Source organism: Scytonema hankhaensis NUACC26 (assembly GCF_045865695.1).
Taxonomy (GTDB): domain Bacteria; phylum Cyanobacteriota; class Cyanobacteriia; order Cyanobacteriales; family Nostocaceae; genus Scytonema.
This window is the reverse complement of sequence record NZ_BAACAP010000246.1, coordinates 101,982-126,194: the sequence shown is the minus strand read 5'-3', so window position 1 is coordinate 126,194 and position 24,213 is coordinate 101,982. Positions and strand designations below refer to the sequence as shown.

The window sequence follows — 24,213 nt, the reverse complement described above, 5'->3', positions numbered from 1 at the left end:
TAGTCACAATGATAGGTCATAACATGAATTTTCCTCAAGTGATTAATAATCTATTGCGATTTGTGAAAGCTTGGTTAATCAAAAACATAAGGCTAAATCGATACTCAATTCGAGGTTATCGATTTCAAAGAAGCATGAATGATAACGGCTCACCCTCAATGATATTGCCAGTGACGGCTCGAATTGCCCAGAGCATTATGTACATCACACTCGATCGCCCAGCTGTACTCAATGCTATCAACTTAGAGATGGTTGAGTTGTTGCAACAACACCTGATTGAAGCAAGACAGAGCCCAGCAATTCGAGCCATCGTGATTACAGGTAAGGGGCGTGCTTTTTGTGCTGGAGGAGATTTGAAGTTTGCCGTTCAAGCAAATCCTGATACTCCGGGCGATTCATTTTTAGCTTTAACTGCTGTGCTACATCAGTGCATTGAAGAAATCCGCACCATGCCGAAACCTGTTATTGCTTCGATTAATGGAGTCGCAGCAGGGGCTGGCTTATTCCTGGCATTAGCTTGCGATTTACGGATTATGGCAAAATCAGCTTACCTGAAGCAGTCCAATACGTCCTATGGATTATGTATACCTGCTGGCGGGACGTTTACCCTACCTCGTTTGGTGGGAATCGGACGAGCGATGGAAATCATAATGCTGGATCGACCGCTCGATGCCAAAGCCGCTCAGGATCTTGGTTTGGTGAATCGGATCGTTCCTAATCATAAGTTGATTGAGAATACCCAAATATTAGCAAAATGTGTTGCCAAAATGCCGATAGAAACATTGGGGCGCATGAAGCAACTGATCGATGGGTCCTTTTATCACACTCTGAACGAACAACTCGCAGCAGAAAGTCAAGCAATGGCTATTAGCGCCAATTCAACCGAAGGACGAGAGGGACTGACTGCGTTCTTACAAAAACGGCGTCCGGTGTTTAAGTAAGTATTGTACGAAAATCTTGTATTTTGTATACAAAATAATGTCTTTAACCTTGGTAGGTAAGTTTCCACTTAGTACCTGTATATCTTTCCTCAACACTAGGAGCCAATCCAACTGTACCATCTCCTGTTCTACCATCTAGCCATTTGGGTCCATTTACACTACCCAAGCAATATAATGAATAGCTGTTGCCATCGGTATATACCCTCCACCTAGCGCCTGTATATCTTCCCTCTCCGTAACTATGAGCTAATCCCACAGTCCCATCTATTGTTCTACCATCTAGATAGTTAGAACCAGGTATATCGCCAAGGCAATAAAATGTGTAGTAGATTCCTACACTTGTACTTTGCCTCCTATCCACTCTCCACTTGGTACCCGTATACATTCCTCCAAAACTAGGAGCCAATCCAACTGTGCCATCTTTTGTTCTACCGTCTAGATATCTCGGACCTAGTTTATCTCCTAAACATTCAAGTGAAATTATACTTCCAGATTCTAATGGTAGGCATACACGTCCAGATATCTGTGCTTGTGCTGGACTATTTAAAGTAGAGTCAGCAATTAGATTTGCAACTAAAGGAATACTTCCTTTCGCAGATGCAGCAACGAAACCGCTTACTACTTGGAGAACTTGACGGCGCGAGAAAACGGAAAATGTCATAGTTACACTAGTTCCTCTATTTTTACCATTGCCTTATGTGACTACTCTATCAAAAGTGTTTTTAAGAGGAATTATTGCCATTGATAAGTTACCCTCTACTCCTGAAACACTATGGTTGAACCTTAAGGAAAGGGCGTGCTTCAGCAACAAGCGATCGCGCTCGGTGATGGTTTTACCCAGAGAAGACGTCAGACGCTCAGCTGTGGTCAAGTTGCTGGCGACTTGGAAAGTTAGTATAGAAGTAAGTGGTGAGATTGATGCCGAAGACAGGGAATTAATTATGAACTTATCACAAGCTTACTTAGAGGATGTTTTAAAAGTGATAACTGAGGTATTCAATATTCTCGCTCCCCCTAAATCCACCTTCAAAAGGGGGACTTTTAGAGTATTTTCCCCCCTTTTGAAGGGGGGCTAGTTCCGATCAGTGCAACTGCGCTCCAAACAACTCCACTGCTCAGTGTCAGTGTACCGCTTGGTTTGCAATTTGGACTAACTGCGGGAAGACTCAGGTAGACTTAGTGGAATTGGCGAACACTGTGGGTACTCAAAGACAAGAACAGAGAGTTTCCTCAAGCACGAACTCAGTCCAAAATTCTACATCATCTCAAATCTCAACTCCTATTGTGGAAGCTCAAGGATGGGTATTCAACGATAAAGGTGAGATAGTTCTCGTTGCCAATAACTCCACTGTCTCCACACTTCAACCCTCTTCTAGAAATTTAGATGGCTGTTCGGCACGTTAGATTTGTGCTTATAATATGTGAGGATTGCTGACTCGGTTATTATAATGTCACAGCATCTTGCCATTACCATAGCTGATATAGAAGCCGCAGCCAAACGGTTGGCTGGTATTGCTCACCGTACCCCCGTGCTTACCTCAAGAACAGTAAGCGATCGCACTCACTCTCAGGTATTCTTTAAATGCGAAAACTTTCAACGCACGGGGTCATTTAAGTTTAGAGGTGCTTACAACGCCCTATCACAACTATCAGAAGAACAGAAAGAAAAAGGCGTACTGACCTTCTCATCTGGAAATCACGCTCAAGGAATAGCACTCGCCGGACAACTCCTCAAAATTCCTACCACAGTTGCTATGCCAGATGACGCCCCATCTGTTAAATTAGCAGCAACTCGCAGTTATGGTGCTGAGGTAATTTTGTATAACCGCAAAGAAACCAATAGAGAAGAATTAGCCCACAATCTATTAAAAGAAAAGGCACTGACACTAATTCCCCCATACGACCATCCTCATATCATAGCGGGACAAGGTACAGCAGCCAGAGAACTCATACAGGAAGTTGGTGAACTAGACTTATTGTTAGTATGTTGCGGTGGTGGCGGTTTACTCTCAGGTTCCGCCATTGCAACCAAAGCTGCTTTACCCAATTGTCGGGTTATTGGAGTAGAACCAGCCCTTGCTGACGATGCAACCCGTTCCTTCTATACCAAAACTTTACAAACAGTAGAAAATCCCGATACCATTGCTGATGGTGCGCGGACTCCTTATCTAGGTAAAATCACCTTTCCACTCGTGTTGCATTACGTTGATGATATGGTCACCGTATCCGAAGAAGCTATTGTTCGCACCATGTTCTTTTTATGGGAACGTCTCAAAATTGTTGTAGAACCTACAGGAGTTTTAGCCGCCTCAGCTTTACTAGAAGGCGTTGTGAAAGCACCAGGGGCTAGGGTTGGTGTAATTCTTACAGGTGGCAATGTGGATTTAAAATCAGTGACAAGTACTCAGTGACCAGTGACCAGTAACCAGTGACCAAGTGTAAAGTGGTAAAAGCTCCAAAATTTAGCTACGGAAAAAATGAATAATTAACCGCAGATGAACGCTGATGCACGCAGATAAAATCTACTTTGTGCAAAAAGTCTATTGTTTAAGTATGGGAATTAACTGGTCACTGGTCACTGCTCACTGGTCACTGCTCACTGGTCACTGCTCACTGTTATGGTAGCCAAAACTCTGGTAATATCGATTTACCAATTTGACGTGCGGTTCTGTTCGCGATTCTTGCCAATTGGATGTGAGTTTCATCGACTTCCACAGGTATAACTCGTGCTAGCGAACCCTCTCCCAAATAAGAAACAACCAAGTTTGCTGCTTCTAATCCGGTTACATAAGCCTTTTCTTGCGACCACGAACCATGACGGTTGGCAATCCAGTCACCGCTCATAAACACGTTTTTAATACTTGTCCTTGCTGGTAACATATAACAATAGCTACCAGGAGCAAAGTGAGAAACTGCTTGTGGTAATCGAATCACACTGCGATCGATAACTTTTGCGTCTCCAAATGCTGGTACGCAAGTTGTCAAATAACGCTGTACTAACCGTACAATCTCTTCATTTTCCAAAGATAAAAACTGATTGGCGTGATAAAAATCAACTTCAACAACGGTTCCTGGTTCGTTGCGGTACTCGTCATGCAATGCATTTAAATCAAAAAATGTCCAACCTGTGGTTGCATCAAATCCAAAGCAAGCATTGGAAGGACGCTGAATATTGATTTTGCGGTCAAACCACAGCCGAGTTGCCAGAACATCAATTGCTCCTAAATTACCTATGTTGCGGAATTCTTTCCGACTTTGCAAGCTGGGGCTATTGGCGAGAATCTTTTTCATACCTGTAATACCAACAGCAAAAACCACAGCATCGGTCTCAAAGACTTCATCACCGCACACAACCCCAGTGGCTTGATTCTCACTATTAACAATTACATCAGTGACGCGACGATTTGCTAACACCTTTGCACCAGCTTTTTCAATACGTTCTACCCAAGGACGGAAGATTTTTTCTCCTACAGTTCCCCGACACCACACAACGTCAAAATCTGGTTGATGTGCCAGGATGAAATAGTAAAGCATTCCCAGAGTCGCTGCAGCCGAACATTGTTCTCCAGGTGCAAACAAGCCCACCAGTAACATGGGTTCAAATGATTCACGATATAGTCTTGCGGAAACGCCAAAATCTTTAAATAATTCGCGGGCTGTCACAAAGTCATAACGCCGCCATGCTTCATCGGAATTGTCGAAATCGATAATGGCATAGAGTAAAGGTAGGGCGCTGATACGATCGATAAGTGGCAAGCGCTTAAACTGAGTGTAGAGAAAAGTTCCTAAAGGTGTTGGGAGTCGAGGTAAATTCTGAAAAATTGGTGATTCAACTTCCAATCCCAAAGGTGAATATTGAGACGAACGAGTCCAAGTGGTAAAAGGGTTAATTTCCAACTCATCGATAAGAGCAAAGATATTCCTGTATGGATACCAAAAGCCGTGGATACCCGCTTCTACGGAACGTCCTGCTGCTGTTTTCCAACCCGCAACCAAGCCACCCGGATAAGAACCTGCTTCTAAAAGTGTCACTTCATACCCTTGTTTTGCTAAGTGGTAGGTTGCTCCTAAACCAGCCCATCCCGCACCCACAACGACTATCCGCTTACTACGCGACACTTCTGCCATACTAGCCTCCGTTTTTTCTCCTACGATTGTATATAAAATTTTCAACTTAATTGGGGCATAATTGTTTTTCCTAGTTGAATATACTTATAATCTAGAGGTCAACTAGAAGCACTTACTTGAAACTACTGTCGTCTGTTACTAAGTGCGGAATATAGTCAAGAACAAATATATTTCAGCCTTGCTGAGGAGCAATACAAATGAGTTCATCCGTTATTAGCAAAGTCAATCTGAATAATTTTCAGATGAGGAACGGTATCTATTTTCCCAAAGATTATGAAGATTTGAACAAGACAGAACAAAAACAGAGATGGGACAGAATTGGGAAAACTTACTACGGATCTCAAAAAATTGAACAAACTGAAGAGATATCGCAACTGAAACAAGATTATACTCTCCTTACCGGAAGACCTGGAGGGACTTGGACTAAGTTTCCACTCAATAAGTCCGTTGGTTCTATTCTTGAGATTGGTTGCGGTTACGGACGAATTCCGTTGTTTCTATCAAAAGACAAGAACTTGCGCTGTCAGAAATACTACGGTATTGATATTTCAGAATCTCTACTGCGTCGTTTGCTCAAGTGCAAGCAGGAATATAATTTTTTCCCTGGAGCCGAATTTTATATTATTTGTGCCTCGGCTGAACTGTTACCTCTGGAAGATAACTCTGTAGACTTAATCATATCTAATTGCGTATTTATGCATATACCAGAGGCACAACTCAGAACCCTCATGGTAGAGATGTCTCGCATCTTGAAGCCCGGAGGAACTTTTGTTTTTAATCATTCTTTCCACAATAAAGCCTGTCCATCTCATCAAATCCACAATATTGTGAGAAAGTTAAGCCCCATCAAAAACTCAGTGTATCTCAGACAATACACTGTTGATGAAATTGCAGCGATGTTAGATACTTCCGGGATGAAAGCGAAGTGTCCGCAGTATATTGTAGAACCAACACAAGAGTATGCTGTTGTACCAACCGTTATTAAAGGTGTTAAAGTTCCTTTCGCTCAAGCAGTTAACAGTCGTCTCAAACCTTCATCAGATTCTATGAAAGAAACTTTTGCTTACGGCTTTAGTGCTTATAGTGCTCAACTAGGTTAACGGCTTCTAAATCAAACAATATTCCAACATATAGCAATCCTATTTGATTTATAAAATACACGTAGGTAGGGAAGACAGCCCACCACCAAGTCTTTTGTGCGGCATAGCCCTACCTACAGTACCTAAAATTGTTTACAAATGATTTAAGATTGCTATATCTTGTGGTGCGGGCATCTTGCCCGCCACTACATAAGAACGATCGCTAACCAAATACTATGAAACTCATTCAAAAAGCTCAGCCAATAGAAACAGTAACTGAAATTTGGTCTGAATGGCGGAAGCAAAAGCTGCCATTGTATCTATTTCTGGCGATGTGCTTTAACCTTGTGCTTGCACCTATGGTTTATGCTGCTAGCGATCGAACGTTTTCCCAAAGTCAAGCTTGGGCTTTGGGTCTGTTAGGGCTGGTAACGGTAGGGCTTTCTATCTATCTATTTTTCGTCATGTTTGTACCGGAAAAATTTTAATGAGTTTTGTTCGTAATGCATTATTTTAGATATCAGCAACGAGGTATAACCCATCGATGAGACTTCTAAAACAATCACCTCTTCTAGCAGCTCAAGTTGTAATGCTAGGGATTTTTCCTACAGCAGTACTGGCATCAACTTTCAAGCTAGAGGAAGCGACCATTCTTGATGTTAATGCAGCATTTGAGGCAGGTACTTTAACAAGTCAAGAACTCACACAAATGTACCTTGACCAAATTGCTACATACGACCAAGCAGGAGCAAAGCTAAATTCCATTGGTTTCCTCAATCCAAACGCGCTACAGGAAGCGAACCAGCTAGATGCGCTACGCAATCGAGGTACTATTCTCGGTCCACTACACGGTATACCAGTAGTAGTGAAGGACTCGTACAATGTTGAGGGTTTGCCAACAACTAACGGTGTTACGGTTTTCAAGTCGCTCATCGCGACACAGGACGCTTTCGCCGTCAAGAAACTTCAGGAAGCCGGAGCAGTCATCCTAGGTAAGGCGAACATGAGTACTTGGGCTTTTTCTTACGATGGGGTGAGCGAGGCATACGGACAAGTTATCAACCCTTATGCGCCAGACCGCACGCCTGGTGGTTCCAGCAGTGGATCGGCAGTATCGGTAGCAGCTAACCTGACGATGCTTGCTATGGGTGGCGAGACTGGCGGCTCGATCCGCGTACCCAGCACCCACAACGCTCTGGTCGGTCTTAAACCCAGTGCTGGTCTAATCTCTGTCGATGGTACCTGGCCCCTAGCGCCCGAGCGGGACGTAATTGGTCCGATGGCTAGAACGGTTGCAGATGTTGCCATTGCGATGGATACGCTGGTTGACTACGACCCAAACAACATCTGGAATCTTTACATCCCGGACAAAATCCGTCCTAATTCTTACATTAATTTCCTTGACGACACTTCACTCCAAGGTAAGACACTGGGTTTACCCCGACCTTACATTGGTAAGGGCGATCCCGAAAAGGGGGAAAGCTTTCCCATAGATCCGCAGGTCGCCGCAGCGTTCGAGCAAGCCAAGATAGCATTAGAAGCGCAAGGAGCAAAGCTAGTTGAAGTTGACATTCCCGCTCACAAAACCTGGTTTATTGATAATAGTCCGGAAGGTTACCCCAGCTCCGACAACTGGGTAGATCGGAGTCTGGCATACTATTACGAACAACTCATCAAGGAGTACAACAACGACGAAATTAAATCATTCGTTGACTTGCTCAATATTATCCCAGAGGATAACTTAAACTACTCCTACGTCAAGGATATTGCCGAAATCATCGCTGCGGGAGTTGCCAAGCCGTGGGAGGAGCTTCCAGAAGTAGCCCAAGCACTGCAAGCTCTCGCCAAACTCCGGACAGAACAGTATGAAGACTTTATGGCAGCGAACAGCATTGATGCCTTTGTCTTTCCAACGCTCAACTACCTTGCGCCATCACAGGGAGACGCAGGAGACGAAGTGTACAAGGTCTACGGTAGTCTTCCTGCACGGTTCGAGGCAAACATCCTCGGTTTACCAGCTATTACAGTCCCAATGGGATTCTCATCTCAAGGAATTCCCATGTCTTTGGAGTTTTTGGGCAACTACTTTGGTGAAGCAGAAATTATTAGCTATGCATATGACTACGAGCGTGCTACACAGCTTCGTCGTCCTCCCATACTTGTACCTGAGCCTTCTATATTACCTACTATGGTGTTGCTTGGTTTGGGATTTCTCACCTTTAGGCTCAAACGTCGGCACCGCATCAAAAAGGATTGCTGGACTAGACCTCTTGCAAAAAGGTTATTTTCTACTAAGCACTAACAACTAACAATTAACAACTAACTAATCCGTTATCCCCTTAACGATCGCATTGGACATTGTCTCTACATTTAGTAAATTCATATCTTTTTGCGAATCTACAAAACAGCACTCTACCAAAATGGCTGGCATATTGGTATGTTTAATAACATACAAATGACCACCATCTTTAACACCACGATTTACAAATCCTAGTTTGACAATTTCATTTAATACGGACTGGGCAATCTTTCTACCTCCTTCACTCATTGCAAAGACTTCAGTTCCATGAGCTTGTCCGTTAAAGGCATTGAAATGAATAGAAACAAATATATCAACTTGAGCATTATTTGCTGTTTGGCATCTTTTAGCAAGTGATTCTCTGACTGTATCAGCTTGCGATGGTTTACATGATACCACTTCATGCCCTAATTCTTTTAACTTAGATATAACTTTAGTACCTACATCTAAAGTGAGTTTATCCTCAATTTTTATTCCTCTTGCTCCTGTATCAGGAGGGCAATTATGTCCAATATCAATTGCGAATTTCATTTTCTGTACCTCAGATAATTAGGTGACTTTCTCTTTAGGATTACAATTGTAGTTATCAAATTAAGTGATGTTGAGCACCAATCCAAAAATGATTTTACGGACATTGTTGAGATTTATTACCGCCTTGTCTTTTTGGATAATGACTCATTTTTTATAGAAAAACTAGGAGAAATTTACTTAATTTAAACTGTGAAGAGAAAACAAAGATTGAAACAGTAATCAGTCACAGTAAAATACTAATATATTTTGGTAAACTAACGACTGGAAAGCACAACTATCTATAGAAATATGCAAAAAAGACCTTTAAACGCCCGTGTTAGTGTAGAAGAGTATAGACTACTACAGCGTTTGCGCGATCGCAAACCCGCACAAAACCCACCTAAGTCTCAGACCTCTCTAGGTGACAGATTGGCTGATATAGTCGCTGATACTGTCGGTTCTTGGCGATTTATTATCATTCAAAGTGCTTTGCTCATACTTTGGATTATTCTTAACATCACAGCTTACGTCAAGCATTGGGACCCTTATCCATTTATCTTACTCAATCTAATGTTATCTTTTCAGGCAGCTTACACTGCACCTATCATTATGATGAGTCAGAATCGTCAAGCGAATATCGATCGCCAGGATGCGAAATATGACTATGAAGTCAATCAAAAAGCAGAATTAGAAATTGAATTGCTACATGACAAAATGAACCTTTTACGGGAAGAGGAAATTGTCGCGATTACACAAATGCTGAAAGCACATCAAGAACAGTTACAACTGATAGAAAGTAAGTTATCAGAAATATCTGCTCGTTTAATAGATAATTAATTTTATGTATTTATTCGAGAGAAATAAGCTGAAAAACTTAATTTTTTTAGAAAAACAACAAATTCAAAAACTGTACTTTAAATCATTACTTCAACAGTTCATTTCATTTTTATCATTATAGATATGTGGCAAAATCTCATTTCCTACACTGTTGGAACATTGGCTGCACTTTTTCCAATCGCTAATCCTATAGGTGCAGTACCAATCTTTTACAGTCTAACGGCTGCGGATACTCCAAATTACCGTCTTCGACAAGCGAAAAAGACTACATTGAATGTCATTTTGGTATTGGCTACTTTTTTACTTGCAGGTAAGCTAATTCTCAATTTCTTTGGCATTTCATTAGGCGTCTTAAGGATTGCAGGGGGTTTAATTGTTGCTCATACTGCTTGGGAGATGGTAACTGCACGTCAGCGACTAACTAGTCAAGAACATCAAGAGGCAATAGATAAAGAAGATATATCTTTTACACCAATGGCTGTACCGATGGTTGGTGGTCCGGGAGCAATTGGAGTTGTGATTGGATTTTCAACTAGAGCTAGTCAGTGGGTTGATTATTTGGGTTGTTTAATTGGAATAGCTCTACTGGGAATCTTACTTTACCTATGTCTTGCTTTAGGGGAACCATTAATTGAAAAATTAGGGTCAACTGGTATGGGAGCATTGAATCGGATACTGGGGTTTTTAATTTTGGCAATCGCTGTTCAGTTAATTGCTGAAGGTACAGTAGAGATACTTAAGACAATGTGAGAGTTTTTTACAACCCCTAATGATTCTATGTAATTAATTATTTCTTAACTAATCAGTGACCATAAACTAGCTAAATTAAATGGACGACAACACAAAAAAAGAAGAATTCAGCCATGCTTATGTAAAATTGCTTGCTTCTGTCAGCGGTTTTATTGTAACTAATGCAAGTAGAGCACTAGATAATGCAGGCATAGACATAACTATCAGAGCACCTGGTATAATAGAAGAGATATTCTCGCCCAGTATCGATGCACAAGTTAAATGCACAGCGAAAGATATAATTAAAGAGACATTTATTAAATATCCTTTACCAGTCAACAATTATAGGAGGTTAATAGGTAAATCTGCTGTCTCTCAAATATTAATCATAGTGGTAGTTCCTAAAGATATGTCAAATGTTATAAATATTGTACAGAATGAAACATTGGTTAAAAGTTGTGCCTATTGGATATCTTTGAAGGGAAGACAAGATACCACTAATAATGAAACCATCACTATTGAAATTCAAAAAGACAATGTATTGACATCTCAAGTTTTAAAAAACCAAATAGAAAATGAAGCCAAAAGAAAAATGAGATTGTTAGATTTAGAAGATTTAATTTAGTAAGTTAGGTGAAGACAATGCGTAGTTTAATGTACTCTTATGAAAAGTATATATCTCCAAATCAAATAGTTATATATTTAGAAAAATCTGGATGGAATAAAATAAAAGAAGCAGAGGGTATATCTGCTTGGATATACAGTAAAGAAGATAAAAAAATGGGAATTTTTGTACCTTTGATAGATGATTTTGTGGATTATAGAGAAAGGATTTTAGAAGTTTTAGATACACTGGAAGAAATTGAAAGACGCTCAAAATATGAAATAATTCAAGATATTGTTAATAGATCTAAAATAGAAAGAGAACACTAAGAAAAGCTGTGAATCTCAGGTATGAAACGGATTGTCCTGGTTGCTGGGTTTGAATCGTTCAACGCTGACTTGTACCGCAAGGCAGCTTTTTTGGCTACCTCTCACGTAGATGAGTTGGATATTCGGGTATTTAGCGATCGCGATATCACCACAAAGCGTACTGAGGTAGAAGCAGCCTTAAAAGATGCTGATGTGTTTTTTGGGAGTTTGCTGTTCGATTATGACCAAGTATTGTGGTTGCGCGATCGCATCTCTGGTATCCCCATCCGCCTGGTATTTGAATCAGCATTAGAATTAATGAGTCTAACCAAACTTGGTGCATTTGCCATTGGAGATAAGCCTAAAGGAATGCCCAAACCAGTAAAGTTCATCCTGGACAAATTTAGTAATGGGCGAGAAGAAGACAAGCTAGCAGGTTACATTAGTTTTTTAAAAATAGGACCAAAGTTATTAAAATTTGTACCAGTACAGAAAGTACAAGATTTACGTAACTGGCTTATTATATACGGATATTGGAATGCAGGCGGATCGGAAAACGTCGCTGCTTTATTTTGGACATTAGCAGAAAAATATTTAGGTTTGAAAGTTGGGGATATTCCCGCACCAGTGGAAACCCCAAATATGGGGCTGTTACATCCCGACTACCCCGGTTATTTTGAATCACCCCGTCAGTATTTGGAGTGGTATCAGAAAAGGGGACTGGGGATAGGCGATTGGGGATTGGGAAAAATCAATCATACCCAGTCCCCAGTACCCAATCGCCAGTCCCCAATCGCCGCAATCCTCCTATACCGCAAACACGTTGTCACAAAACAACCTTACATTCCTCAACTCATCCGCCGTTTTGAAGAAGCAGGTTTAGTACCTTTACCTATCTTTATTAATGGTGTAGAAGGTCACGTCGCAGTACGGGATTGGATGACAACCGATTACGAAAGCGAACAACGACAACAAGGACACATAGAAACTCCCTCCCTTTCTCCAGAAGCTGTTAAAGTAGATGCGATCGTTTCTACCATTGGCTTTCCCCTAGTTGGTGGTCCTGCGGGTTCTATGGAAGCTGGGCGTCAAGTGGATGTAGCAAAACGCATTCTTACTGCCAAAAATGTACCTTATATTGTCGCCGCACCGCTACTAATTCAAGATATCCACTCGTGGACGCGCCAAGGTATTGGAGGATTGCAAAGTGTTGTTTTATACGCTCTACCAGAATTAGATGGAGCAATTGATACTGTTCCCCTTGGTGGATTGGTAGGAGAAGAGATTTATTTAGTTCCAGAAAGAGTACAGCGACTTATCGGGAGAGTGAAAAGCTGGATTAATCTCCGACAAAAACCAGTGTCTGAAAGAAAGATTGCAATTATTCTCTATGGGTTTCCTCCTGGTTATGGTGCTGTGGGAACAGCTGCATTGTTGAATGTACCGCGCAGTCTTTTGAAGTTCCTTTATGCGCTGAAAGAACAAGGTTATACTGTTGGAGATTTACCAGAAGATGGGGAAGAGTTGATTCGCTTGGTGAAAGAGTCTGATGAAGATTTTGTTTCGCGCAAAGACGCAAAGGCGCAAAGGGAAGAAGAGAGTTCTCTTGGCGTCTTGGCGACTTTGCGTGAGGAACAAACGCCAGCGACGGTGAATGTTAGGAAGTTAGAAAAATGGCTGGGATATCTCCGCACCAGACGAATTGAGAAACAATGGAAATCTCTGACGGGAACGGGTATTAAAACTTATGGTGATGAATTTCACGTTGGTGGTGTTTGGCTGGGAAATGTGTGGATAGGCGTACAGCCACCGTTAGGATTACAAGGTGACCCCATGCGGTTGATGTTTGAACGAGATTTAACGCCTCATCCCCAGTATGCTGCTTTTTATAAATGGTTGCAAAATGAGTTTCAAGCTGATGCTGTGGTTCATTTTGGTATGCACGGTACTGTAGAATGGTTGCCTGGTTCTCCTTTGGGGAATACGGGTTATTCTTGGTCTGATATTTTGTTGGGAGATTTGCCGAATTTATATATATATGCGGCGAACAATCCTTCGGAGTCTATTTTGGCGAAGCGTCGCGGTTATGGGGTGCTGATTTCTCACAATGTACCTCCTTATGGTCGTGCGGGGTTGTATAAGGAGTTGGTGGGATTGCGGGATTTGATTGCGGAGTATCGCGAAGATCCAAAGAAGAATTATTTGCTGAAGGAGGCAATTTGTAAGAAGATTCTGGATACGGGTTTGGATGCGGATTGTCCTTTTGAGGATGCTAAGCGTTTGGGAATCGCTTTTAGTGTCGAGAATGTTCGGATGTTTAGCGATCGCGTTTTTAATGATTATCTTGTAAATTTGTATGAGTATTTGCAGGTTCTGGAGAATCGGTTGTTCTCTTCTGGGTTGCATGTTTTGGGAGAAGCACCCGATGAGGAAGAGTTAGGATCTTACTTGGAAGCATATTTTGGGAATGAACTACAGAGTCGCGAAGAAGAAGAGGGGTTGATTAGAGGGTTATTGAGTCAAACCACTGATGAGTTGACGAATTTGTTGCGGGGGTTGAACGGGGAGTATATTCCTCCTGCACCTGGTGGAGATTTGTTGCGGGATGGTGCTGGTGTTTTACCAACGGGTAGGAATATTCATGCTTTAGATCCTTACAGAATGCCTTCACCTGCTGCATATGAACGGGGACGAGAAATTGGGCGAAAAATTATTGCTCAGCATTTGCAAGAACATGGGGCGTATCCGGAGACTGTGGCGGTGATGTTATGGGGTTTGGATGCGATTAAGACTAAGGGAGAGTCTTTGGGGATTCTTTTGGAGTTGGTAGGTGCGGAACCCGTGAAAGAGGGTACGGGGCGGATTGTCAGGTATGAGTTAAAGTCTTTGGCAGAGGTAGGACATCCCCGCATAGATGTTTTGGCTAATTTATCGGGAATTTTTCGGGATAGTTTTGTCAACATTATTGAATTGCTGGACGACTTGTTTCTTCGGGCGGCTGAAGCTGAGGAACCAGAGGAGCAAAATTTTATTAGAAAGCATGCTCTTGCGTTGAAGGCGCAAGGGGTGGAAAATACATCGGCTAGGTTATTTTCTAACCCGGCGGGTGATTTTGGTTCATTGGTGAATGACCGAGTGGTTGATAGTAATTGGGAATCTGGGGATGAGTTGGGAGATACTTGGAAGGGTCGCAATGTATTTAGTTATGGAAGACAGGATAAAGGTCAGGCTAGACCAGAGGTTTTAACTCAACTTTTGCAAAGTACCAGTCGCATTGTTCAAGAAATTGATTCTGTGGAATATGGTTTGACTGATATTCAGGAGTACTATGCCAATACAGGGGGTTTGAAGAAAGCTGCTGAAAAACAGCGCGGTAAGAAGGTGACAACGAGTTTTGTGGAGAGTTTCTCGAAGGATACAACACCTCGGAATTTAGATGATTTGTTGAGGATGGAGTATCGGACTAAGTTGCTGAATCCGAAATGGGCGGAAGCAATGGCGAGTCAGGGTTCGGGAGGTGCTTATGAAATTTCCCAACGCATGACGGCGTTGATTGGTTGGGGCGGTACTGCGGATTTTACCGATGGTTGGGTATATGACCAAGCTGCTGATACTTATGCTTTGGATGGGGAAATGGCAGAGAAGTTGCGTCAGGCAAATCCCGAAGCGTTCCGCAATATTGTAGCAAGGATGTTGGAAGCAAATGGGCGAGGTTTTTGGCAACCTAGTGAGGAGAAGTTGCAGAAGTTACGCGAGTTGTATGAGTTGACGGATGAGGAATTGGAGGGAGTGAATAATTCGTAATTCGTAGATCCTAATTTATATAGGACTTACGCAAAGCCCCCCTTTTTAAGGGGGGTTGGGGGGATCTACAACACGTGAAAACCCCAGAATATCGTTGACGTTGCGTAAGTCCTATTATAGTTGTACTTTATCATTGCAAATTACGAATCGCGGTATTGGGAATGAACAAAACATTTAAAAAATGGTTAGGTTTAGGATTAGCAGCTTTTACGCTGATAATGTTGTGCTCTGTTTCATCTTGGGCAAGAGAAGGTAACTCAGAGTACAAGCAAGATGTGAAAGTGACACAGTTACTCAAAAGTGTAACTACTACAATTGGCCAACCAATTGAATTTTCAAAGATTAAGAAACCAGAAGTAACAGCTCTGAAAGTCGAAATTCCACCGGGAAAAGAAACGGGATGGCATAAGCATCCTTATCCAGTCTATGGATACGTACTTCGAGGAACTCTAACACTAGAGATTGAAGGAAATAAGCAATTTAAATTTGAACCGGGTAGCGCATTACTTGAAGTAATTAATACACTGCATAATGCGAAAAATTTAGGAAAAGAAACAGTGACGATTATAGCCTTTTTTACTACTGAAGCCGGACAACCTTATACAGTACGTGTAAACAAAGAGTAGTTGTGTCAACGGATGAACAAAGCATCTGCTTGCTGTTTGTAACAATCGTTGTGTTGGTTGTATCAGCCTACCTTAAGCGACCAGTAGCAAGTTTTACTGGATACTAATATCTTCATTTCTTTACTTGGAGACTCATTAGTTCAGCAAAATTATAGTTATATTACTAGGCTGGCACTCCTTGGAGTTATTTATTTCAAACTCATTTTGAGATGGATTGGTAGTTGAGTATTTAAAACGCATATGAGTGTATTTAATCGCTTTATTGAGTTTGCTCCATTGCTTGCATTATGAGTTCTCCAACACCAAAGTTATCATAAGGTGTTGGTAAATTGTAAGTTTTATATGGCTCTAGAGGAGAGATATCTTCTTTGGTATCGAGTTCTTCGGCTAGGATACGGATTAACTTCAGCTTTTCTTGTGGGGAAAGTTGTTGAATGCACCGAAGGAGTTCGGTTAAAGTCATGTTTGGTTAATCGTTATTTTTTCCGCTCGACTTTCTTCTACATCATATCTCAGTGCTTGCCATTAAGTGGTAAGATTTCGAGCGATTCAACTCAATTCAGCCGCTCGGGAGGCGTTGTCTGGACTTGGACGAGTCTATGAGGCCCAAGGTAAAGATGATGATACTCTATCAAACTACGATCGCGCGATTCAACTCAACCCGTATGACGAAGACACAAAGATATTACGCGATGCTTTCCGGCAACGTAAAAAGCAATCACACAGGTGATTGGGAACTGGGGAATGGGAAAGAGACATTTTCGCTCCCGTGCGACAACATGATTTGTGCTATTCTTGAAAAGATAGGAACATTAGCCGTATGGAAAACACCTTTACTGCAATATTTGAAGAAGTGGATAGCTGGTATATTGGTTACATTCAAGAATTACAGAAGTGCGAATGTTCAAGAGAGAACTCTGCAAGAAGCAAGGGAAAGCCTGCGGGAAGTTATTGAGTTAGTCTTATTATCTAATCGGGAACTAGTAGAGCAACAACTTTCTGGTAAAAAGGAATTTTATGATTAACCCATTAGTTGAAAAACAAATTCTTGCTCAACTTAACAAATTAAGTGATGAGCAGCAGAAGCAAGTGCTGGATTTTGCTCAATATTTAGCCACCAAAAATCCTATAGGTGTGCCTGGAAAAAATTTGTTGCAATTTGCTGGTACTATTTCAGATGAAGATGCCAAAATTATGCTGGAGGCTGTAAAGGAAGATTGGGAACAGGTTGACTTGGAAGCATAGTATTAATGATGTTTTGTTATAAACCCCTCTAAATAAACTATACACAATGTGCGATCTAGTGACAGCCACTCAGTATGGGCAAATTAGAAATCTTTTACGACAAAAAGGGCGACCTATCCCTGATAATGACATTTGGATCGCTGCTGTTGCCATACAGTACCAATTAACTCTAATTTCGCGTGATGCTCATTTTCAAGAAGTTGAGGGATTGTGGGTGGAGAGGTGGTAACTCAAACACAAAACGATGAATTGTTTTGTTCTTACCGTTTCTTCGCGATCGTCTAAAAGGCAAGGTGTGTTAGCACAGCTGTAACGCACCACCAAGATCTTTTTTATGTTACGTCAAGCAACTGCATATCCTGTATGGGGACGAACGTTAGGTGGATGAAATCCTAACACGATCTTATCTTTGGGAATTCCTGCGTCTACTAATTCATAGGTAACGCCATCTTCTGTATCGTCCCGTTGCACCCACACTTTGCCATCAATAATTTCAATATGGACTAAACAACCGTGAATTCGCTTCACACCATCCCAGCCCAAAGTAACGAGTAGATAATCATCATTTTCGCTATCAAAGACTGTTTTACAGTGAATGTCTCCGTGGGAGTAAGGAATTTGTGTATATGGAATTAATACGTCTTTAATAATGCGTCGATAAGCATCTAAGGTATCCATTGCACAATCGTCTCACTATCAGGATTGAATACGACTAGATAGAGATTCTCGCTCTCTATTAAAAGTTTACCAATTGGTTCCTCAAACAAAACTGTCAAGTTTGACATGAATTAGTATCCCATGTCGAGTTCTTGCGCTTGAGCAGCAAGTTCATCAAGGGCTTTCATCCGAGCGGTATCTTGACGGTTCTTATATTCAATGACATCTTCATAATGCATCGTGCGGAGGTTTCCTGCGATTTTATAGGGAATTTGTCCTGCATCAAGTAAACTCCACACATAATCCTTGGAAACACCTAAAATATCTGCTGTATGAGAAATATTTAGCTCCTTCGGGAGCGCAGTTACTTTTACAGTATTACCCTGACCCATCATTGCTAAAATCTCAATCAGTAAATCGAGAGCAGGAGCAGGTATAGTTACTTTCTTCCCTTGAGTTTCATTTTCCATGACCTCTATATTGTAGTAGCTTTGGTCTTTTGGCAAGGATGCCAAAACTTCACAACTTGCTTGTGCAACAGCTGCTTGCTCTTGTGTTGGTAGAATGTTTTTTGGCGTTTGATGGATAGAGATTGTCATGTAAATATTTAGTAGGGAATAGTCATCTAATATTATATATGATAGTTAGTTTTGTTCTTCTCTGTCAGGTACTTTCAGTACAAGTCTAGCAGTTTCTTTATCCGCTTCTTTTGCTGTCTCATGGAAAAACCCATAGAGGGTAACTGGCTGTAAGAACCCCGACTTCTTTGAGAAGTCGGAGTTTTTGACTTTAGTAAGAATTTCAGGTGATTTACATTTTGTAAAGTAGTTCGGTTTACTTCTGCCTATCTACTCATTATTACGTTTGCTAATTATGTTTTATCAAATTAAACTGTAGAAATTTCTGAGGACAAATTTAAACTATAAATGCTAATTAATCTTTAGATTTTTTATAATTTTGTTTTTTATGAGTGAGATCGGTTATTTGCCACCCGGATATTCTCTTCGTTCTAGTACAAGTAAAGATACATTTGGAATCATTCAAATATGCTTTATTGACTATAAAGTTTTAGGCTTATTTTGGTGTTGTCTATTACTACTATCTTACCTATTTTTAGATATACCTATTAAATCTCTAATACTTGAATTGTGTTTGGGATTTCTTGGAATTTTAGCTATAGTACATCTTTATCAGATGTCAATTATTAAATCATCACAGTCATGGGTTATTGAATACGATCGCAAAATTGTAGCTTGTGCAATGGTTCAACATTTTCAAAATTATTCAGAACTTTATAGATTACATATTAAATATATTCATCAAAAGAAAGGTTTGGGGACTTGTTTAGTGAAAACTCTCCTTAAAGAAGTAAATAAACCTGTTTATGTTGTTCCCTTTCCCAAAGCGCTTTATTTTTATACGCGCCTCGGTTTTGTACCGATACCCAGGCATAGATTACCAAAACTATACAGCCAACTTTCTCGCAAAGGGTTAACTGCTGTTCCAACAAATCTGGGCAGATCTCGGCATTCCTAGAGCAGGTGCGGAAATTTACTGAATTAGTCATTGACTTTAATTACGAAATCCAGTAATATCGTTTAAAAAAATTTATTTGTTTCCGAGTCCGCCTAGCCTACGGGAAAGCACGTTCGGTTTCACGCAAATAGATTCATATTTAAGTGCTCGTCTTAACAGGACGCGAGAGGTTACGTTTTTAAATCAGTTTGATGATTCGTCATCAAACGTAGATTTCCGAACAACTTAATTAATTAAGGCTTCTCGAAGTTGGTGGAAATCTAACGGGAAATAGTGCAGTATCCGTTGCTGTGCTTATCTAGATGTCTAGGAATGCCTAGATTTGCCAAGATTTAAATTAACGGTCAATTATCCTGGGATTTATCAAGGGAGCAAGTGACTGAAGAAAAATTTACTCGTTTTCAACTGCTCCTAAAGCTTTGAGCGTAGATTTTTCAGATTTTGCTAACCCCTTAATCCCCGCGATCTTCATTCCTGCATATGGCTTGTTAATGAGAGTCTTTAAGCATTCACCTGTATTGGTATCCCAAACCTTGATTGTTTCATCATAACTACCACTAAATAAGAGCGTACCGTCAAAACTGATAGCGACTGACTGTACTCGTTGAGTATGACCATATAAAGTTCTCAAACATTCTCCTGTATTTGTGTCCCAAAGTTTTATTGTGCGATCGAAACTACCACTAACTAAAATTTGACCGTTGGTGCTAATAGCTATTGCCTCTATCCTGCTTATATGCCCTTGTAAAGTTTTGCGACATTGCCCAGTGCTAATATCCCATAATTTTACTGTATTATCATCACTACCACTAGCTAGGGTTTTACCGTCAGAACTCATTGCTAATGACCATACAGATTGTTGGTGTCCTTCTAAGGTGCTCAAGCATTTTCCTGTATAGCTATTCCATAGCTTCACCATTTTGTCATCGCCGCCACTAACTATAGTTGCACCGTCAGGACTAACAGCTACTGACCATAACCAATTGGTATGCCCTTGCAAGGTTTTGAGACACTCTCCCGTTTCAATGTCCCATAGTTTCACTGTTTTGTCACCACCAGCGCTAATTAAAATGTCACCACCAGGACTAAAAACTACTGAATTGACTCCACCACGATGCCCATTGAGAGTTTTTAAGCATTCTCCACTACAAGCATCCCATAGTTTGACTGTTCGGTCATAACTACTAGTCGCTAGAGTTTTCCCGTCAGGACTGAAAGCTACTGAATTTACCCTACTTGTGTGTCCAAGTAAATTTTTTAGACATTCTCCAGTACTTATGTCCCATAGCTTCACTGTTTGTTCTTCACTACTGCTAGCTAGAGTTATACTATTGGGAGCGATCGCTACCGATCGCACTGCACTACTATAACCCTGCAAAATATTTACACATTCTCCCGTAAGGAGATCCCATTGACGTATTGTTTGGTCATCACCGCCACTGATTAAAGTCGTTGCATCAGGACTAATCGCTACTGACCTGACCCGACCGCTATGTCCTTGTAAAGTTTTCAAACATTCTCCGGTACTAATATCCCATAGCTTGATGGTTTCATCGTAACTACTACTGATGAGAGTTTTATTATCAGTACTAAAAGCTATTGTTCGCACTCCCTTACTGTGTCCCTGTAAGGTTTTTTGGCATTCTCCTGTATGTATACTCCACAACTTTACTGTTGTATCAGCGCTAGAGCTAGCTAGGATTACACCGTCAGAACTGATTGTTACTGAATCTACTGAATAGCTATGTCCCTGTAAGGTTTTCTGGCATTCTCCAGCGTGCATACTCCAGATTTTAATTGTCTTGTCTCTGCTACTACTAACTAGAGTAAAACTGTCAGGACTGATTGTTACTGAATGAATTTCGTCGGTATGACCGTGCAAGGTTTGGAAGCATTCCCCAGTTTGCATATTCCAGATTCCGATTGTGTTGTCGCTACTGCCACTAGCTAGGATTTTACTGTTAGGAGAGATAGCAACAGAATTTACCCGACCTTTATGCCCTTGTAAAGTTTTTAGGCATTCTCCAGTGGAGATATTCCATAATTTAATTGTTTGGTCATAACTAGCACTGACTAGGACTTTACCATCTGGACTAAAGACAATTGACCGTATCCAATCTTTATGCCCTTCAGAGACTGCAATTGGTTGACTATACCCACATTTCCAAATAAGAATCTTACAGTTAGCATCACTTGTAGCAAACAACTTACCATCAGGACTAAATGTCACTGCAAAAATTGCACCAAAGACTTTAGGAAAAACAGTGTTCGCTAAATTCGCTTCAGCAAAATTAACACCGCGCAAACTAGCATCGGAAAAATTAGCCCCGATAATCACAGCATACGAGAGATTTTTGTTGTCTAGTGCCTTCTTGTCAACCTTTACTAATAATGTTGCTGCATTCCCCCCAATATAACCCACCTCAGATTCACTTTTCCCCCGCGTTGCCTCAATAACATTAACAAGCGACTTGTTATTACCCAACATTGGCACAAGCAGATCTATCAACACTTTTGTAAGTTGCGATCGCCCAACTGTCTCCCTTAACTTCTCCAGTGGCTCGCTTGTAAACGATTTTAAAGGAGTCATTGCGACACAGTTCCCAGCTTTATCTAACTGACGTGAAAAATAACCAGACCAGGTGTAGTCAACAGGTACTACATTTTTATCCAAATATGACTGCGAGCGCGCTAACTCAATAAAATCAGGTGCCAACGCTCCCAATTCTGCAGCAAACTTATAAGCGACAAAGAACTCTAACAAGGAACGATGGGCTGGAGTGTAATCACCATCAGCATCCCGAATAAGCATTGTTTGACCCATCATATCGTAGTGCCAGTGGTCTAAATCTTTCTCTTCTTGCACCACAGAACCAAAGAGACGACGGATGCGGTTTGGGAATAAACGATAGTTGAAACTCATTTGGTTGGTTGACAGCATTTCCCAGGATAGTTCGCACAAGAAATAAAGCTTATCTGCTAAGGAAGTAAAAGTGCGTTCTGCTTTGATATCCCGTTCCATCTTGTGACGCACGGCATACAAGTAAACTCGCGAGATATCTACAGGTAACCCGGCTTCAATATCTGGTAGTGCTTCTAGGATTAACTCCGTCATCACTGGACGACGTGCTAAATCCAAAAGTTGGGGATTACCCATCACTTGCTTTACTGTATCAGGGAAAGCTTGGAACGATAAGACTTGCTGGATTTGGTGGTCGTTAAATTTCTCCAGTTCTAGTACTTCAAACTGTGGTGTTTCCCCTGTTAAATTGGCAGTTGATGCTTGAAGTTCGGCATTAAGCAGTGCTCTCCCTTCCTTTGCCTCTGGAAAATGCTCGGTGCGGCAAGTCAAGATGACCTTAGCTCCAGGAACAACGACCTTTGCTAACTCCCAAAAGTTGTTAATCATCTCCTGGCGATCGACACGAGCTGCCATCTCATCAAAGCCATCGAAAATCAGCAGCAGCTTGCCCATACAGTTAAGTTGCTCGAATACGGAATAACCGGGCAAAGGAATTTCGTACTTCCGAAAGAAAAACTCAGAAAACAGTGACTCTACGCTGACTGCTTTGGCATAGTCGCGCAGGGGAATGACCAAAGGCAAACGGGGAAGTTCAGTCCCGCGTTTTTGAGCATCTTGATAGCGCTGCAGTGCTACCCAAGCGTAATGCATGGCAAACCAAGTTTTCCCAGTCCCGAATTCTCCTAATATGGAAATATGCTCTTTTGCTGGGTCATCAAGCCAACGGTCAATATAACCCTCAATCCAGCCGTCAAGTTCGTCATAACGACTGATTGCTATTTGGCGTTTGGAGATCGGGTCAATTTCTTCCTTGGTGCAAGCAAGGGGAACGTACTTTTGGTCTATCTTCCGCCGTTTCACCTCTGCTTCTAACCATTCAAGATACCCGCTAAAGTCCGCATCTTGCGCTATGAGTTCATCAAAGGTGTAGCATCCTAGATGTTGATTTTCTTCCTTTTGAACTTCGTTACGAGCGGTTCGTGAGATGCGGCGGGCTGTGACTAACCAACCTTCGTCCGTGCGTTGTTGTTCTACTGAAGAACTTAGCGCGATCGCATCACTTAACCCTGCTTCTCCGGCAATTCCACGTATGAGAATGCGGTCATATCGATTGCGTCTGACGGGAATGTTAATAATCCACTCGAAGTAATCTTCTGCCCAGATTTCATATTTCTCGAAACGGTAACCCAAGGTTTCAAACCACCCGCGCATTTGTTGGGCAAGTGCAACAGCCTTACAGTTGTTTTCCACTGCAGTACTTTCCTCTGGCAGTGCTGGGTAATTTTGGGAAGCCAGCCTTGCCATCTCGGTACGAATTCCTTCGAGAGTTGGCAGCCTGTCTAATTGTTCGGTAATCGTTGCAATTTTTCTGTGCAGAGAACCAATCTGCTGGCTTATGAGTGCATCGGATGGGGTGCGGCTACGCTTGGCAACTTCAATAAATACGGTGGCAAATGCTGCAACTTCTCTTTTAATATCAAGCCCCAGGGTTTTGATTTCATCCCCTAAAGCATAAGCACCAACAAATGTATCGACTTCAGATAGGAGGATTGAGGGGTTATTGTGGTCTAAGGCTTTGCGAAATGCTTGTTTTATTTGTTCGTGGCGGAAAAGTTCTAAGAATGACTTGGGTTTGCCAACGCCGTACTCTACCAAGGCATAGGCGTAAACCCCACTAAAATCAGCAGGTGGATGTTCGGGAGCGAGGTTAAATTGTTTTAAAAATTTGATAACAGTTTCATTACGCTGTAGCTTATCTTTAATAAGTGGGCTGGCAATGCCAGAAATCGCATTAATTATAGAGTCTAGGTTAAGTGGTATCACAGAAATCTTCCGCTCATTTTTTCAATCTACATCTTCTGGAGTCAATTTTAGTGTAAAAAAAAGC

At 41.4% G+C, this 24,213-nt stretch carries 23 protein-coding genes and 1 pseudogene; 17 read left to right on the top strand and 7 right to left on the bottom strand.

Annotation, left to right across the window (positions count from 1 at the left end):
- Positions 1–8 precede the first annotated feature (8 nt).
- On the top strand, positions 9–941 hold the full coding sequence (locus ACKTT2_RS44100) for an enoyl-CoA hydratase/isomerase family protein (protein WP_407898585.1): 933 nt from the start codon (positions 9–11) through the stop codon (positions 939–941).
- 43 nt (positions 942–984) lie between these two features.
- Here ACKTT2_RS44100 and ACKTT2_RS44095 read toward each other — a convergent pair whose 3' ends face one another.
- Entirely contained in the window at positions 985–1,602 is a 618-nt protein-coding gene (locus ACKTT2_RS44095; RefSeq protein WP_407898583.1) for a hypothetical protein, read from the bottom strand.
- Between the two features lie 37 nt (positions 1,603–1,639).
- Between ACKTT2_RS44095 and ACKTT2_RS44090 the strand changes: the two genes are divergently transcribed.
- The 3 genes from ACKTT2_RS44090 (at position 1,640) to ACKTT2_RS44080 (ending at position 3,352) form a co-directional block, all read left to right on the top strand.
- The gene (locus ACKTT2_RS44090) at positions 1,640–2,017 is read left to right on the top strand and encodes a hypothetical protein (protein WP_407898581.1); all 378 of its coding nucleotides are present in this window, start codon (positions 1,640–1,642) and stop codon (positions 2,015–2,017) included.
- Between the two features lie 121 nt (positions 2,018–2,138).
- Entirely contained in the window at positions 2,139–2,345 is a 207-nt protein-coding gene (locus ACKTT2_RS44085) for a hypothetical protein (protein WP_407898579.1), read from the top strand.
- 44 nt (positions 2,346–2,389) lie between these two features.
- Positions 2,390–3,352: a threo-3-hydroxy-L-aspartate ammonia-lyase gene (locus tag ACKTT2_RS44080; RefSeq protein WP_407898577.1), complete on the top strand. Its 963-nt coding sequence runs from the start codon at positions 2,390–2,392 to the stop codon at positions 3,350–3,352.
- 205 nt (positions 3,353–3,557) lie between these two features.
- Here the strand turns inward: ACKTT2_RS44080 and ACKTT2_RS44075 are convergent, their stop codons facing one another.
- Positions 3,558–5,069 (bottom strand): hydroxysqualene dehydroxylase, encoded by a 1,512-nt coding sequence (locus ACKTT2_RS44075; protein WP_407898575.1) that lies wholly within the window; start codon positions 5,067–5,069, stop codon positions 3,558–3,560.
- Positions 5,070–5,266: 197 nt separating this feature from the next.
- Between ACKTT2_RS44075 and ACKTT2_RS44070 the strand changes: the two genes are divergently transcribed.
- From ACKTT2_RS44070 to ACKTT2_RS44060, 3 genes are all read left to right on the top strand, one after another.
- On the top strand, positions 5,267–6,169 hold the full coding sequence (locus ACKTT2_RS44070) for a class I SAM-dependent methyltransferase (protein ID WP_407898573.1): 903 nt from the start codon (positions 5,267–5,269) through the stop codon (positions 6,167–6,169).
- Positions 6,170–6,384: 215 nt separating this feature from the next.
- Complete coding sequence (locus tag ACKTT2_RS44065; protein ID WP_407898571.1) at positions 6,385–6,636, top strand: potassium-transporting ATPase subunit F; 252 nt, start codon at positions 6,385–6,387, stop codon at positions 6,634–6,636.
- Positions 6,637–6,692: 56 nt separating this feature from the next.
- Positions 6,693–8,450: an amidase family protein gene (locus ACKTT2_RS44060; protein ID WP_407898569.1), complete on the top strand. Its 1,758-nt coding sequence runs from the start codon at positions 6,693–6,695 to the stop codon at positions 8,448–8,450.
- Positions 8,451–8,477: 27 nt separating this feature from the next.
- On the opposite strand, the pseudogene ACKTT2_RS44055 reads toward ACKTT2_RS44060, so the two are convergent.
- Positions 8,478–8,978: pseudogene (locus ACKTT2_RS44055) on the bottom strand (N-acetylmuramoyl-L-alanine amidase); the annotation flags it as partial.
- 288 nt (positions 8,979–9,266) lie between these two features.
- On the opposite strand from ACKTT2_RS44055, the gene ACKTT2_RS44050 reads away from it, so the two are divergent.
- From ACKTT2_RS44050 to ACKTT2_RS44025, 6 genes are all read left to right on the top strand, one after another.
- Entirely contained in the window at positions 9,267–9,794 is a 528-nt protein-coding gene (locus tag ACKTT2_RS44050; RefSeq protein WP_407898567.1) for a DUF1003 domain-containing protein, read from the top strand.
- 123 nt (positions 9,795–9,917) lie between these two features.
- Positions 9,918–10,544, top strand: a complete 627-nt coding sequence (locus ACKTT2_RS44045; protein WP_407898565.1) for a MarC family protein — start codon at positions 9,918–9,920, stop codon at positions 10,542–10,544.
- 79 nt (positions 10,545–10,623) lie between these two features.
- Positions 10,624–11,148: a DUF4365 domain-containing protein gene (locus ACKTT2_RS44040; RefSeq protein WP_407898563.1), complete on the top strand. Its 525-nt coding sequence runs from the start codon at positions 10,624–10,626 to the stop codon at positions 11,146–11,148.
- Between the two features lie 17 nt (positions 11,149–11,165).
- The gene (locus tag ACKTT2_RS44035) at positions 11,166–11,456 is read left to right on the top strand and encodes a hypothetical protein (RefSeq protein ID WP_407898561.1); all 291 of its coding nucleotides are present in this window, start codon (positions 11,166–11,168) and stop codon (positions 11,454–11,456) included.
- A 21-nt stretch (positions 11,457–11,477) separates the two neighbouring features.
- The gene (bchH, locus tag ACKTT2_RS44030) at positions 11,478–15,239 is read left to right on the top strand and encodes a magnesium chelatase subunit H (protein WP_407898558.1); all 3,762 of its coding nucleotides are present in this window, start codon (positions 11,478–11,480) and stop codon (positions 15,237–15,239) included.
- Between the two features lie 161 nt (positions 15,240–15,400).
- Positions 15,401–15,865 (top strand): cupin domain-containing protein, encoded by a 465-nt coding sequence (locus ACKTT2_RS44025; RefSeq protein ID WP_407898556.1) that lies wholly within the window; start codon positions 15,401–15,403, stop codon positions 15,863–15,865.
- A gap of 259 nt (positions 15,866–16,124) precedes the next feature.
- Here the strand turns inward: ACKTT2_RS44025 and ACKTT2_RS44020 are convergent, their stop codons facing one another.
- Positions 16,125–16,328, bottom strand: coding sequence for a hypothetical protein (locus ACKTT2_RS44020; RefSeq protein WP_407898554.1), 204 nt, complete (start codon positions 16,326–16,328; stop codon positions 16,125–16,127).
- Positions 16,329–16,557: 229 nt separating this feature from the next.
- On the opposite strand from ACKTT2_RS44020, the gene ACKTT2_RS44015 reads away from it, so the two are divergent.
- From ACKTT2_RS44015 to ACKTT2_RS44005, 3 genes are read left to right on the top strand one after another with little or no spacing between them, the layout of a single operon-like run.
- On the top strand, positions 16,558–16,890 hold the full coding sequence (locus ACKTT2_RS44015; RefSeq protein WP_407898552.1) for a hypothetical protein: 333 nt from the start codon (positions 16,558–16,560) through the stop codon (positions 16,888–16,890).
- Positions 16,883–17,110 (top strand): hypothetical protein, encoded by a 228-nt coding sequence (locus ACKTT2_RS44010; protein ID WP_407898550.1) that lies wholly within the window; start codon positions 16,883–16,885, stop codon positions 17,108–17,110. The genes ACKTT2_RS44015 and ACKTT2_RS44010 overlap by 8 nt, the downstream gene beginning before the upstream one ends.
- 46 nt (positions 17,111–17,156) lie before the next feature.
- A complete protein-coding gene (locus tag ACKTT2_RS44005; RefSeq protein WP_407898548.1) occupies positions 17,157–17,339 on the top strand; it encodes a PIN domain-containing protein in 183 nt (60 codons plus the stop codon).
- Between the two features lie 113 nt (positions 17,340–17,452).
- Here ACKTT2_RS44005 and ACKTT2_RS44000 read toward each other — a convergent pair whose 3' ends face one another.
- Together ACKTT2_RS44000 and ACKTT2_RS43995 are read right to left on the bottom strand one after the other, a co-directional pair.
- The gene (locus tag ACKTT2_RS44000; RefSeq protein ID WP_407898546.1) at positions 17,453–17,788 is read right to left on the bottom strand and encodes a XisI protein; all 336 of its coding nucleotides are present in this window, start codon (positions 17,786–17,788) and stop codon (positions 17,453–17,455) included.
- Positions 17,789–17,898: 110 nt separating this feature from the next.
- Positions 17,899–18,366, bottom strand: a complete 468-nt coding sequence (locus ACKTT2_RS43995; RefSeq protein WP_407898544.1) for a helix-turn-helix domain-containing protein — start codon at positions 18,364–18,366, stop codon at positions 17,899–17,901.
- Between the two features lie 367 nt (positions 18,367–18,733).
- Between ACKTT2_RS43995 and ACKTT2_RS43990 the strand changes: the two genes are divergently transcribed.
- Positions 18,734–19,303 carry a GNAT family N-acetyltransferase gene (locus ACKTT2_RS43990; protein WP_407898542.1) on the top strand — a complete coding sequence of 190 codons (570 nt, stop codon included), beginning with the start codon at positions 18,734–18,736 and terminating at the stop codon, positions 19,301–19,303.
- 391 nt (positions 19,304–19,694) lie between these two features.
- Here the strand turns inward: ACKTT2_RS43990 and ACKTT2_RS43985 are convergent, their stop codons facing one another.
- Positions 19,695–24,149: an NACHT and WD40 repeat domain-containing protein gene (locus ACKTT2_RS43985; RefSeq protein WP_407898540.1), complete on the bottom strand. Its 4,455-nt coding sequence runs from the start codon at positions 24,147–24,149 to the stop codon at positions 19,695–19,697.
- Positions 24,150–24,213 lie beyond the last annotated feature (64 nt).